Origin of the sequence: Paenibacillus sp. CR_12 (assembly GCF_041953985.1) — a bacterium.
Lineage (GTDB): Bacteria > Bacillota > Bacilli > Paenibacillales > Paenibacillaceae > Paenibacillus_AQ > Paenibacillus_AQ lautus_A.
Map to the genome: position 1 here is coordinate 138,217 of NZ_JAVFHO010000005.1, position 12,768 is coordinate 150,984.

11 protein-coding genes are annotated in these 12,768 nt (G+C 51.9%); 9 read left to right on the forward strand and 2 right to left on the reverse strand.

Annotated features, from left to right (window positions below; genetic code table 11):
• Positions 1–61: 61 nt before the first annotated feature.
• Positions 62–2,380 carry a helix-turn-helix domain-containing protein gene (locus tag RB297_RS19440; protein ID WP_375121181.1) on the forward strand — a complete coding sequence of 773 codons (2,319 nt, stop codon included), beginning with the start codon at positions 62–64 and terminating at the stop codon, positions 2,378–2,380.
• A 907-nt stretch (positions 2,381–3,287) separates the two neighbouring features.
• On the opposite strand, the gene nfsA is transcribed toward RB297_RS19440, so the two are convergent.
• Together nfsA and RB297_RS19450 are read right to left on the reverse strand one after the other, a co-directional pair.
• The gene (gene nfsA / locus RB297_RS19445) at positions 3,288–4,028 is read right to left on the reverse strand and encodes an oxygen-insensitive NADPH nitroreductase (protein ID WP_375121182.1); all 741 of its coding nucleotides are present in this window, start codon (positions 4,026–4,028) and stop codon (positions 3,288–3,290) included.
• A 185-nt stretch (positions 4,029–4,213) separates the two neighbouring features.
• Positions 4,214–4,417, reverse strand: coding sequence for a cation transporter (locus RB297_RS19450; protein WP_009594149.1), 204 nt, complete (start codon positions 4,415–4,417; stop codon positions 4,214–4,216).
• 297 nt (positions 4,418–4,714) lie between these two features.
• Here RB297_RS19450 and RB297_RS19455 point away from each other — a divergent pair, with 297 nt between their 5' ends.
• The 8 genes from RB297_RS19455 to RB297_RS19490 all read left to right on the forward strand — a co-directional run bounded on the left by RB297_RS19455 (position 4,715) and on the right by RB297_RS19490 (position 12,637).
• On the forward strand, positions 4,715–5,335 hold the full coding sequence (locus RB297_RS19455; protein ID WP_009594161.1) for a DUF5317 domain-containing protein: 621 nt from the start codon (positions 4,715–4,717) through the stop codon (positions 5,333–5,335).
• 264 nt (positions 5,336–5,599) lie between these two features.
• Positions 5,600–7,456: a bifunctional diguanylate cyclase/phosphohydrolase gene (locus RB297_RS19460; protein WP_096774673.1), complete on the forward strand. Its 1,857-nt coding sequence runs from the start codon at positions 5,600–5,602 to the stop codon at positions 7,454–7,456.
• 99 nt (positions 7,457–7,555) lie between these two features.
• Positions 7,556–7,786 (forward strand): hypothetical protein, encoded by a 231-nt coding sequence (locus RB297_RS19465; RefSeq protein ID WP_009594140.1) that lies wholly within the window; start codon positions 7,556–7,558, stop codon positions 7,784–7,786.
• 190 nt (positions 7,787–7,976) lie between these two features.
• A complete protein-coding gene (locus RB297_RS19470) occupies positions 7,977–9,065 on the forward strand; it encodes an ArnT family glycosyltransferase (RefSeq protein WP_249732856.1) in 1,089 nt (362 codons plus the stop codon).
• A gap of 168 nt (positions 9,066–9,233) precedes the next feature.
• Positions 9,234–9,860: a phage tail tape measure protein gene (locus RB297_RS19475; RefSeq protein ID WP_375121183.1), complete on the forward strand. Its 627-nt coding sequence runs from the start codon at positions 9,234–9,236 to the stop codon at positions 9,858–9,860.
• A gap of 55 nt (positions 9,861–9,915) precedes the next feature.
• Entirely contained in the window at positions 9,916–10,677 is a 762-nt protein-coding gene (locus RB297_RS19480) for a stalk domain-containing protein (RefSeq protein ID WP_375121184.1), read from the forward strand.
• Positions 10,678–10,892: 215 nt separating this feature from the next.
• Complete coding sequence (locus RB297_RS19485) at positions 10,893–11,393, forward strand: sigma-70 family RNA polymerase sigma factor (protein ID WP_192569868.1); 501 nt, start codon at positions 10,893–10,895, stop codon at positions 11,391–11,393.
• On the forward strand, positions 11,390–12,637 hold the full coding sequence (locus tag RB297_RS19490) for an anti-sigma factor (RefSeq protein ID WP_375121185.1): 1,248 nt from the start codon (positions 11,390–11,392) through the stop codon (positions 12,635–12,637). The genes RB297_RS19485 and RB297_RS19490 overlap by 4 nt, the downstream gene beginning before the upstream one ends.
• Positions 12,638–12,768 lie beyond the last annotated feature (131 nt).

The following is a 12,768-nucleotide window of genomic DNA, read 5'->3' on the forward strand; positions in this document are numbered from 1 at the left end:
ATTTTCCCGGCTTTCTTCGATCAGGCCTTGGATTTGTCTATGCCAACAGGGGGTTAGTGTTATGAGGCAACAGAATCCTGAATCCGGTTTCAAAGGTGTTATGTATTGGAGAAGCATCGCACTTGCCGTGTTGATGACATGCCTCCCCATCTCGGCCATTACGGCCGTTTACCTATACGTGGGGAACCAGCATATGATCAACCAATATCAGCAGCGGAACGAGGAAGCCCTGGTGGACGCGGCGAGGCAAGTGGACGAGCAGTTCACCCAGCTGGTCCACTACGCGCTCAATATGGTGGTGAAGCCCCATTTCAAGCCTTCCTTGTCCGATATGGACTTTGTGTCGAATATCGAGGAGACGAACGAGCTGTTTAATACGCTCAACCTGGTGGAAAATGCCGATCCCCTTGTGGATCAGGTCTATCTCTACATCAAAAAGCAAAATAAAATCATGGAGCCCGATCTCGGGCTGCGGACATTGGATCAGGAACAGGATGCGTTAGGCTTCGGCCGGCTCATGGAGGGAGATTCGGACATGTTCTGGGTACATGACCTGGAGCGGCCTTTCAATAAGGGGAGATCTTCCCATGCGCTCGTCATGCGGCTTCCCTTCAACGGTCATACGCCCTACGGGGCGATCGTCATCTACATCGATCCGTCGAAGCTGCACGTGATTCGCAACAGCGAGAATCTATCGTTCCTGCTCGACGATCAAGGCCATATCATCGGGGAATCGGGCATGAGCCGCAGCATGCCGAAGGCGATGAGCGCGATCCAGGAACAGCTGAAGCTTCCGGAGAATGCCAAGCGTACGAATCGTCTGCGGATGAAGGTTCCGGTCGATCAGGATGTGTGGCTGGTGAATACCGTCCAATTTGAAAAAATGCAGCGGAATTGGACCTATGTATCCGGCACGCCGCAGTCCACGATCATCGCTCCGACGAAGCCGTATACCCATATCATCCTGATCTGCTTTGCTTTTGCTCTCGCGGCATCCCTGGGCGCAAGCTGGTTTGCCTCCAAGAGGATGTATCGCCCTATTCGCAAAATGCTGCATATGATTGGAGGCGATCAGGCCAAGCAGACATCGCGGTACAACGAGCTCGATTATATTGAACACGAGTGGAAGCAGTACCGGTTCTCGCATGACACGCTTCAAAATCAATGGAAGCGATCCTTGCCCGCGATCAGGGAGGCTTACATCAATCAATTCTTGAGCGGGCAAGCCGCCCACCTGACGGAGTCCGAGTATGTGCTCAAGCTGCAAGAGATGGAGCTAGACATAACCAATAAACAGTTCTCGGCGATCGTTCTCCAGCAGCATACCCACGGGGAGGATCGGACGCCGCTTACTGAGAACGATCAGCATCTTCTCACCTATGCCGCTTTGAACGTGATTCAAGAGCTGGCAGAGGACGTTAGCGTCTATATGCATCCCATCAATTTCTTCGACGGCTCCTTTGGCGTCATCCTGATCGTTCCGGCCTCTCCTAAAGCCGACGAACAGACACGTATGATGAGGCTGCTGTGCGACCAGATCCTGCGGGCCCTGCGCGATACGCTGCGGATGTCGGCAACCATCGTGCTGGGCGGGCCAAGCTCGACCTGGACCGATGTTCCCCATATTCTGGAACAGGCCAAGCGGGCGCTTCATTACCGATCCTTCGATGCCGGCAGCCAGCTGCTGGAAGCGGACACGGTGCTGTCCCAAAAAAACGACTGGATCGACTTTCCGCTGGAATTGGAACAGGATTTCATACACACCCTGAACCTCGGGCTGCAAGGGGACGCGCTGCGATCCCTAAGCCGCTTCGTCACGGCGCTTCAAGCCGGGGGCGGCTCGGAGTGGCATGTCCACCATGGACTCATGCGTTTAATCACGAGCGTTCACCGCTCCATGCTGCAGGCCGGCTTAAATCCGTATCAGGTGTACGATTTCTCCAACCTGCAGGAGCAGCTGTCCCTGCTTCGCGACCCGAAGGCCTGCGTGGACTGGTTCCAGAAAGAAATCATCGAGCCCTATCTCGATCAGCTGACGAAGAACTTCAACAGCTCCATGAAATCGCTGGTCGAAAACGTGCTGGAGCAAATCGAGCAGAACGGGATGCAGGACTTGTCCCTGGATGCCATGGCCATGGAGGCCGGCGTCAGCGTATCCCAACTGAGCAAAGCGTTTAAACAGATGACGGGAACGAATTATATGGACTATCTGACAACCGTGCGCATGAACCGCTGCAAAGAATTGCTGCTGACCACGGATCTTCGCATTCATGAAATCGCGGAGGCCGCAGGATATCAGCCTCCCTACTTCAATCGCATGTTCAAGAAGCTGGAAGGGATCACCCCGGGTCAATACCGCCAGCAGGGAATCGGCAAATGAATCGGCATGTCATCCTGATCAATTAATCTCGTATAAAAAGAGCCATTTTGAAAAGGGGCTGTCCCTTGGTCCTTACTTCCTGACCTTGTGGGACAGCCCCTATTATGTGTTATGACTTACGTTCAAGCGTCGTACGTTGCGCCACGCTTCCTGTGTTGTGACTTACTCTCAAGCGTTGTACGTTGCGCCACGCTTCCCGTGTTGCGACTTACGTTCAGGCGTCGTACATTGCGCCACGTTTCCTGTGTTGCGACTTACGTTCAGGCGTTGTACATTGTGGCACGCTTCCTGTGTTGTGCTTACGTTCAGGAGTCGTACATTGCGGCCACGCTTAGCGTGTTGTGACTTACGTTCAGGCGTTGTACATTGCGCCACGCTTCCTGTGTTGTGACTTACGTTCAGGCGTCATACATTGCGCCACGCTTCCCGTGTTGTGACTTACGTTCAGGCGTTGTACATTGCGCCACGCTTCCTGTGTTGTGCTTACGTTCACGCTTAGCGCCGACCAGCCATCCAAGCATGCCCCGAACCACGCATCGTGTTCACAGGGAGCACGATGTACAAAATAGCTGCACATTAGCGGACTCAGCGGACCTTATTTTGATCAAAAACGCCATTTTTCGAATATTGGCGGACATGAGGTCCGCTATTCACCGAATTAGGCTCTCATTTTTCGGATTATACGCTGCTTAACGGATCATGTGTCCGATAGATCCGGCAAACACGAGCCCATAATGAAAATAACGGATCTGAGGTCCGATACTGCTATCCGGATCTGAGTTCCACTAGATACTGCTGCTGCCGTCCGTAACTCGTTCCGGCTTGCGGCTTGGAAGCTAAGGCAAGCTTTCGAAGCACGGCGTCTCCCACGCCACCGGTCCGTACCCGCTCCTCTCTCTACTCATGTCTAACGCCCCATAAACCCCTTCCCCTTCAGGAAGTCCTTCATGTGCAGCCTGACCGGCTCCGCCAGTCGTTTGGCCATAAGCTCCGACCAAGGAGCGCTGTTCTTGCCATGGGTGCGTTTGGACAAATAATCGGAAGAGATTCGGTCGTAGTTCTTCACTTCTTCCAGGGCCGCCGGATCATAGCTGTCACGGTGCAGGACAGCCTCCACCGGAAGCCGGGGACGCAGCCCCGGCTCCTGATCCGGGTACCCGAGGCACATGCCGAATACCGGATAAACCAAATCCGGGAGCTCCAATGCCTCGGAGAACTCCGCAATGGAGTTGCGGACTCCGCCGATATACACAATGCCAAGACCGAGCGATTCCGCCGCGATCGCGGCATTCTGCGCAGCCAAAGCGGCATCCACCGTGGCCACGATGAAATTCTCGGTCGAATCTTCGTACGTCTCTTGATCCGCCACATGCGCCTCTGCGCTTTTTTTCAAACGATACAGGTCCGCGCACCATACCAGAAATACCGGGCATTCCACGATATACGCCTGATTGCCCGCCAAAGCGGCCAACCGCTGCTTTTTCTCTGGTGAGGTCACGGCAATCACGCTGTATGCCTGGACGTTGCTTGAGGTCGATGCCATCTGGCCTGCTGCCACGACAGCCCTCAGCTGTTCCTCGGACACGGGCCGATCCGAATATTTACGAATCGATCGATGGTTCATCAGCAGTGAAATCGTGTCATTCATCGGGTATCCACTCCTTAGGCTCTTAAGAATCGCTCCATTTATTATGAAACTTCGGCTTGGGCAGTGCAAGCTTGATTGCCTGCAACCGCAGCGCAAAAAAGCCGGCATGCTGTCGATCGCCTTTAGCAGCCGGCTCTTATTTCAGCCAAAGTTCGCGGCTAGGGAATATGGCAGGAAGTCTGTCGTTAAGACACGATATCGTAGCCCTGCTCTTCAATCGCTTCCTTCAATGCGTCAAGGCTGACTTTGGTTTCGTCGTATTCGACGGCTACCGTGTTGGATGCAAGATCGACTTTGCCAGAAGCTCCCGCACTCTTCAGCGCGCCTTCCACCGAGTTTACGCAATGATTGCAGGACATGCCTTCCACCGTCAATGTCACTTGTTTCATGCTGTCGCCCTCCTATCGTAAAATGTCGTACATTATCACTTTACTATACCCCCCGTAGGTATGTAAAGTTGGCGAATTTGCTCCTTTCTGCAACAGAAACACGAAAAAAGTAGGAAGATTTATCCTTTTGATCTGTTATAATGTACATGAATCATAAGATTTATACAGGATGGGACAAGCTTTTTACTCCCCTCCGAAATTTTTCCATAAATTTTGATTATTGTTGCAGGAATTACCAATTCGCTGTCGAACTATCTTATTACAGAGATAACGAACTATGAAAGTAGGAACTCTATCATGGTATTTGACGGCATTATACTAGGGTTAATTGTCGGACTGATACGCGGCGGTTTCCGTCACGGACTGCAGCAATTCAGCAAGATCCGCCTGAAGGGCGGCCTCATCTTCCCAATTCTCCTGATCGTACAGCTGCTCATATTCCGTTTTCAAGCGAATTCCGACTGGCTGGCATCCGCAAGCAGCTACGTGTTTATGTTCATCTACGTCGCCGGCATGATCTTCCTTTGGATGAACCGGGACCAGAAGGGCTTTGGCAGCATCTTGGCCGGCGTCTTTCTCAATTTCCTCGTCATGGCGGTTAACGGCGGCAGAATGCCCGTATCGATGAGCGCCGCTTCCGTTCTGGATCCTTATTACGTGGACATGCTGAGCAACAGCACCGTTATCACCAAGCATTATCTGATGGACGCTTCTACCCGCCTTCCGTTCCTGGGTGACATTATACCGTTATCCCCGCCGTATCCAAGAACACAGGTGATCAGTATCGGAGATATCATCATGAACGTCGGCATCTTTCTCTACATTTTCAACCTGATGACCGTGGGGAAGAATACCGCCAACGTGCAAGCATTAGGACCGAAATCCGATACCAATGAACGTGTTGAACCACAAAATTGATCATACATCATACCACCTGGAAAGGAGGGAGAACTGTGAAGAAAACTGATAAAATCAAGTATTCCCGCATCGTATTGAATGCCATCATCGTTGCTTCTGTTGTTGTCGCTCTGACTTCCGGTTACAGATTCGGATAATCGACTTCCATAAGAAACAGGCTGGAAAATTCAGCCTGTTTTTTTACATCTTTTTCGTTGTTTTGCATCGCAATATACCTTAAAATGTGGAGAATACACCATTGATTTTATTGAGGAGAAATCATTTATGTCCATATTTAAGCGTCCTAGGTTCTCTCAAGGCTTTGCGGGACAGCTGTATTTTGTTTTTCTTTCTCTTCTGGGCTGTTCCACCTTCCTGCTGGTGCATCAAGGGGAAATCTTCCAATATACTCCTTCCCAGTGGGTATGGGTCTATGCGATGTTAGGCGCCGCCCTCATCTTAAACTACTTCACCTTCCAGCTGCCGCCAGAGGGTAATTTACAGTCCATGGATTCCTCTGTTTACCTGGCATGCATCTTTATCTATGGAGCACCGTTTGCGCTGTCCGTCATCCTGTTCGTCTCCCTTGCCATGGCGCTTTACGACAGAAAAATCCCCTTCTGGAAGCATTTTGTTAATTTCTCCGTGTATACCGTGATGATTGTCGGGTCCTCCTTCATTTTCAAAATGGCGGGCGGACAAGCAGGCCCTATTCACAATGATCAATTTGGTGCGTATGTTGCAGCGTTGGTTGTTTATTTTGTTATCAACGTATTCCTTGTCGGCTTCTACTATTACCTGTTATACAAGGGATCGTTATATGATATTTTGAAAACCTTCATGAAAGATACACTGCTTGTTTACCTCAGCACGCTCATTCTTTCGCTGGTTCTCTCCATACTCATCGTACATAACGGCGTTTTCGGGCTGACCCTGTTTATAGGTCTCAGCGTGATGCTGTCCTATTCCTTCAAGCAGCTCTTCACGATGTATAAACAGGTACAAGAGAAAGCCATCAAGGATCAACGAACCGGATTATACAACCACAGCTATTTCGAAAATTTGCTGGAAGACGAAATCAAGAAGGCCAAAACCAATGAAACGCCGTTGTCGCTGGCCATGATCGATATCGATGATTTCAAAAAATACAATGATCAATTCGGACACCTGAAAGGCGACATGCTGCTCGGATTTCTCGGCAATTACCTCAAGGTGGAATCCGAAACGGCCGAGGTGGTGGCCTCCCGCTTCGGCGGCGAGGAATTCACGATCCTGATGCCGGGTTATGATGACCATAGGGCACGTTCCTTCATTAACAGGCTCCGCAAAAAGCTGAACGATACCTATTTCGACGGCGTCGAGATTTTTCCGTCCGGCTGTCTCTCCTTCTCTGCCGGCGTTGCCTCGTACCGGATTGATATTCATGACAAGTCGCAGCTTGTCGAGCTTGCAGACCAAGCGCTGTATTATGCCAAGAAACAGGGCAAAAACAACGTGCATGTATATGGAAGCGGCGCCGAAAAGGAATCCGAGATCGACTTTGCGGAGGACGTCCGCGACATCGAGCAGCAGCTGAAGCTGTTCCTGTATAAAGACGTGGATACGTTCAAGCACTCCAAACGGGTCTTCCGCTACGCCATGGATATCAGCGAAGTGCTTGGGCTTGACAGCGTGGAGCGCCGCAATTTTGTGCTCGGGGCGCTCATTCACGATATCGGCAAGCTGGAGATTCCTTGGGGAATCTTGAATAAACGGGACAAGCTGACAGCCGGCGAATGGGAAACCGTCAAACGGCATGTCAGCTGGGGCAAGCGCATTGCGGAAACGAACGAGAAGTTCAAGGAACTGGTTCCTTACATCGAACTGCATCATGAACGGTATGACGGCGGCGGCTATCCTCACGGCTTCAAGGGCAGCCAAATCCCCAAGCTGTGCCGGATGCTGACCATTATCGATTCCTTCGACGCGATGACGACCGAGCGGCCTTACCAGAAAACGAAAACCTTCGAGGAAGGGATTGAAGAGCTGCTCCGCTGCTCGGGCACGCAGTTCGATCCGGAGCTCGTTGAGCTGTTTATCCGTTATTTAAGGCTCAAAGCCGAAGCGCAGCAGCAGCCTGCAGCCGGCCTGGAGACCTCTTAAAGACCACCTCCCCTCTGCCTTTCTCATCTCTTGGGATGTTTGATACTTCCTCAAATAAGGTATAAAGGTAGTATCACAACGTTAAATGAGGTGAGATCGGTGGCTGACAAGAAAAAGGATCTTCCGCTTCACAATGGTCCCGGCAACATGGATCACCCTGAACAATATCCGACGGAACAAGAAAGCCTGTTCGACAAATTCGAGAGCGAGCAGCATGTGGACCCGATTCCGATGGAAGACGCCAGGCTGGAGCGCCAGGAAGAAAAGCAGCGGGATGGCACGTCGAAGAAGCGTTCATCCAGCGACGATAAGTATCACAGCGGCTTTTAAAAATCGGACTGGCCTTATCACTGCAGCGTAACTTGAACTTATGGGCTCCGTTTTGGCGGAGCCTTTTTATTTCCCCGTTTTTTCTTTAATATAGAAGGGTATGTATTCTGAGCTAAACCCTAGAGATTATATAGAGAGTGGAGTGGACCCTTTGTTTTCCATATGGACTTTAAACCGTGTGCAGCGAAGGATGCTGTTGGTACTGATAGCAGCGGTTCTGGTGATGTCATGTTTGCTGGTGCTGACCGGTCTTCATGAACGTTCCCCCAGCATCAGCAGCGTGATCGAAGAACGGTATATCCAAAGTGCGGCCATGATCAGCCACCCCGGTGGAGACCTGGAAGAGCATGCCACCAGCGTCATGCCCGGTGTGCCGCTTATGATTGCCGGACTAACCGCCATATTCGGAAGCATGGAAGCTGCCCTGATCGGCTATCAGCTGCTCCAATGCTTCTTTCATGCATTTTCCGTCTACTTGGTGTTTGTGCTGTCCCGCTACATGTTCAATACGCGGATCGCTTTTCTCTCTTGCATGATTTATGCGCTATTCTGGCCGGCTTATGGCGCCGTTCGCCTGATCCTGCCGGATACGACCATGCAGACTTTGATGCTTCTTCTTGTCTGCGCCATCATCGGAGCGCTTGAATTGAAGCAGGCGGGATGGTACGCGGCTGCCGGCGCGCTTACGGCGCTTATGGCCTGCTACAATCTCCAGGCGCTGCTGTATCCTGTATTGTTCATTGCCTTCTGGATCAAATACCGCAGTCCGGTCAAGATCGTAACCGGGGGGATCCTTCTCATTAGCGCGGGATACCTGCTCATCTTGTCTCCATGGTGGCTGAACATCCCGCTGTTCAATAAATTGAGGTATATGTCCGGTCCGTGGAATCTCGCCGCGCTGTGGCTGGAATCCAGATACATCGAGGGCAATCCGTTGGTTCATCTGTTCCGAAGCATATTTGCGGGCCGCACCTCCAAATATGCGGCTGCCATCGGAAACGAGGAAGCAAGAAAAATCGTGCAATCCGCATTGGATGCAGTCCGTCTGGTCATGCTGTTTGCCGGGGTCGCCGGCATCATCTGGTCCGTCTGGAAATACCGTCTGAAGCGGCAGCTGCCGGTGCTGCTGACGCTGCTGTATTTCATTGCCGCCGAATGGCTCGTTCCGAGCCTGGACGGCACCGGATTTCCCTATGCGGTCTTCCTGCTGCTCTACGCGGCATTTCTCGCGGACAAAGCGATCATTTACGCGCATAGAACTCGCCTGCTTCGCAAATAAGCATCGCTCCCGAAGCCGGTCCGATCACGGTGGCCGCCTGCGCCTGAAAGCACTTTGACGTTGTGCTTTCAGGCGTTTTTTTCATATTTTTGTTGAACCTTTCAGATTGATAAAACGTCTATATTAGTATCGAAGCTTCCATACCTTCATGCCAGGAGGAATGACTGCATGAAATTAAACCGTAAATTCATCGCCATCCTTAGCATCGCCATAGCAAGCGTCCTGACGATAAGCACCATCCTGTACTTTACCGATGCTTCCGATCGCTCAGGCGGGAAGCACCGCATGAACGACAGCCTGAACGGTCAGGCGCTGATTCAAGTCGGCGCCACCTACATCACGCGTACACATTTAACCGCCTACAAGGATAACCTCACTAAGAGTGACACCCCCCTACCTGATGACTCCGCGATCCTTAGAGAAATGGCAGCAAAGGAATTGATGCTTCAGCTGGCTGACGAAGAGGGCGTTGCGGCAAGCCTGGAGGATGGGGCTCAGAGGGCAAGGCAGCTTCGGGAAACGCTCGAGCGCCAGCCGCGACAAGTGCAAGAGCAGCACTTGCGCATGCTGGATGCGATGGGCATCAGCGAAGATCAGTACTGGGAAGATTACTCCCCGCCGGAATATCGGGACATGCTATCGATCGAACGTTTCATGAATAAACGGACGACGGAAATGAAGACAAACCAGCCTGACGTCATAACCAGTACGAAGCAGCTGAAGGAAGATCTGCTGAAAAAGGCTGTCGATGAGCAGAGAATCGTCCTATTGGATCCGGATATTCAATGGAGATAACGCTGCATTGGTATATAATGGAGTAAAAGTCCATATGCGATCATGGGAGGATATTATGAAAAAACGCTTTTCTTCTGTTCCTGCTTTTGCACTCGGCGCGATCTTCGGCGTGGCGCTGACAGCCGGTACGGCCGTTGGTGCCGCCGTTTATCTAAAGGCATTTCCATCCCAATCCAAAATTGTGGTCAACGGATCGGAAGCCCGGCTGTCGGATTCTCCGGTACTCATACAGAACAAGCTGTATGTCCCCGTGCGGGACTTCTCGGAAGCGCTTGGATATCGGGTCGGCTCCGTCGGTCCCGAGGGAATCGGAATTATTCCCCAATCCTCGAATGGAGAGGCGATCCCGGTCGGCCCGACTGCGCCTTCCGAGTCCGAAGGAGCGCCTGCTCACGAGCGTCATTTGGTGAAAAACCTCGGCAAGCTGATCGAAGTCAACGGCGAATTGAATATGCAAAAGATTTATATCGTTATCGCTGCCGGTGAAGCGAGGCTGTATTCGCAAGATGAAACCACCGGCAACGGGCTGCTGCATTATTTGATTCTAGACGGCGATTCTTCCCTTTACGACCCGTTTGTACAAATGGACGGCCAAGCCGGCGAGCTTGATTACAACCTGCCGAATTTCGAAGGTCAGACGCCGCTTCATCTGGCGGTCATCCACAAGAATGACTTCTACATCGACAAGCTGCTGAACCAGCACAAGGCAGATGCCTCCCTTCAAGACGCTTCCGGAAAGACGGCGCTGGACTATGCCGAAAAAGACAGCAAGCAGTACAAATTGCTTACGGCCTACATCAACAAGAACAGCCAGTGATGTCCGAATCTGCAGAGGCGTCGTGAGCCCCACCGTTTACGGCAGCCTCCTTCTCTATGCAGCCCTTCATATGCTATCGGAAGCCCGCTCACTTGGCGGGCTTTTTCTTTTGCTTTTGCTTTAGCGATTTACGGGTAAAAGCCCCATGTCATTTTTTCACAGCCTAACTGTAACTTTAAGCCCTGGTTATACGTGTGTTACATAGAGGGGAGGACATGAAACTGAACAGTCTGGAATCGATTTATCAATATTACGTAAAAGACGTGTATCGTTACTTGTACTCCCTCTCTTACGATCACCATACAGCTGAGGACCTGGTGCAGGAAACCTTTTACCGGGCATATTTGTATCTCGAGGATTGGAAGGAAGAACGAATCAAGCCATGGCTGTTTCGGGTTGCCCATAACGCTTACGTGGACTATCAGCGCAAGGCGAGCCGCAGCATCGTCCGGGACGCAGAATTTTTCGATCAGATGATAGACCGGAATACGCCCGAGAACATCCTGCTCCAGCAAGAAGTCCACAGAGAAATCGGACGGATGCTGGCCGATATTCCGGAGAAGCAGCGGCAAGCGGTGCTCCTGGTCGATTTTCATCAATTCACCTACCAGGAGGCGGCGGATATTATGGGCATCACCTTATCCCATATCAAGATCACGTTATTTCGGGCCAGGCAGCGGCTGCGGGACATGAAACGAAAGGACGGGAATTTATGAGCGAAGAATTCAAGCAGCGGCTGAAGGACTATGCGGATGGCAAGCTGAATGACGAGGAAAAAAACGAAGTCGAACGGGAAATGGAGAAGCTGGAGGAATACCAGGCTTACGTGAACGAGATGATGGATAACGAGCGTTCGAGCGATGCCGGACCCCCGCATGCCGCTGACGGTCAGACCGGCCTCTCGCCCAAAAAAGAAAAGCGAATCGTTCGCCGGGGCAAATGGCGGGCCCGAATCTCCAATACGTTGACGGTGATATCGGCGTTTCTGGCGATATTCGTCATCAGCTCGATCATTACGGCGCTGTTTTACGGAGTCGGCGATCCCAGCCGCAACGATAAATATCGGGATGCCATCGCTTCCGCCATCTCGATCTCGAAACCTAATATCGATGTCCCGCTAAGCAGTCAGGGTAAAGCCTTCTTCATGCAGGAAATGTACGGGGATATGGTCAAGCAAGTCGGGAGTGAACGCGTGACCGTCGGCGAATACACCGTCAACTTCCTGTTCGGACTGCCCTCCGTCGATACGGATTGGAAGAATGGCAGCTCGGGTTCATCCCAGATTTTCTACCGGCCGGATAGCTCTGCGGAGACTTCTTCCGCGAATCAAGAAGAACCCAACGAACAGTCAAATGAGCAGAACGCTAGCACCTCCTCTGCAAAGAGCGGTGATTGGTCCAGGCTTGAAAAGCTTCCCGAAGGCACCGTGGCCGAGGCTTATGTATCGTTTAACCGTTTCTTCACGACCGACGAACTGCTGAAGCAGTTCGAGAACCGGAATATGGAGGCCGTCTGGTTTGCCGTCGATACCGGGCCGGATGATCGATTCGGCGACGGAGACGGCGTAATCTCTCATCCTGTCGGCTTTCCTTCTTATCCCGTCTGGCATCATGACGATTTGACAGTGACCTCTTATCAGGAGCAAAAAACCGGATGGTTTAGCAAGACCACCCTCAGCGGCGGACAGTACCCTTCTGTAGACACCTACGGGGACGGGGAGCTGCGGAATGAGCACTTCCTCAAATCGCTGCGGCTTCTGCAGGAGTATGACCTGATTGCCGAACGGGTGGCTCCCTTCATTGACGTGGACGCTTCCGTAGCTTACGTGGAACAGAACGGCGTTCGCCTCTATGGTGCCGTCATTACCGGCCCTGTTAAAGAGCTGCTGACCTTGCGCGAGGTATCCTGGGTCCACGATCTGCGGGTCGGGGAAGTGCGGCTGTGGAATTGGATCGAGTGATGGTCGATGGCGAGTGCCGTATACTGTAATTGGCTTGCAACATGAAGTGAGGGCCGTCAGCCCTCCAAGCATGCCCCGGCCACGCTCCGTGCGTACAGGGATCGATGCGCACGTTATACAAGATGACTATT

Coding starts and splice junctions, on each gene's coding strand:
- RB297_RS19490 (WP_375121185.1), top strand. CDS start 11,390: ATGAGCGAAGAATTCAAGCAGCGGCTGAAGGACTATGCGGATGGCAAG.
- RB297_RS19480 (WP_375121184.1), top strand. CDS start 9,916: ATGAAAAAACGCTTTTCTTCTGTTCCTGCTTTTGCACTCGGCGCGATC.
- RB297_RS19450 (WP_009594149.1), bottom strand. CDS start 4,417: ATGAAACAAGTGACATTGACGGTGGAAGGCATGTCCTGCAATCATTGC.
- RB297_RS19460 (WP_096774673.1), top strand. CDS start 5,600: ATGTCCATATTTAAGCGTCCTAGGTTCTCTCAAGGCTTTGCGGGACAG.
- RB297_RS19475 (WP_375121183.1), top strand. CDS start 9,234: ATGAAATTAAACCGTAAATTCATCGCCATCCTTAGCATCGCCATAGCA.
- RB297_RS19440 (WP_375121181.1), top strand. CDS start 62: ATGAGGCAACAGAATCCTGAATCCGGTTTCAAAGGTGTTATGTATTGG.
- RB297_RS19470 (WP_249732856.1), top strand. CDS start 7,977: ATGCTGTTGGTACTGATAGCAGCGGTTCTGGTGATGTCATGTTTGCTG.
- RB297_RS19485 (WP_192569868.1), top strand. CDS start 10,893: ATGAAACTGAACAGTCTGGAATCGATTTATCAATATTACGTAAAAGAC.
- RB297_RS19455 (WP_009594161.1), top strand. CDS start 4,715: ATGGTATTTGACGGCATTATACTAGGGTTAATTGTCGGACTGATACGC.
- nfsA (WP_375121182.1), bottom strand. CDS start 4,028: ATGAATGACACGATTTCACTGCTGATGAACCATCGATCGATTCGTAAA.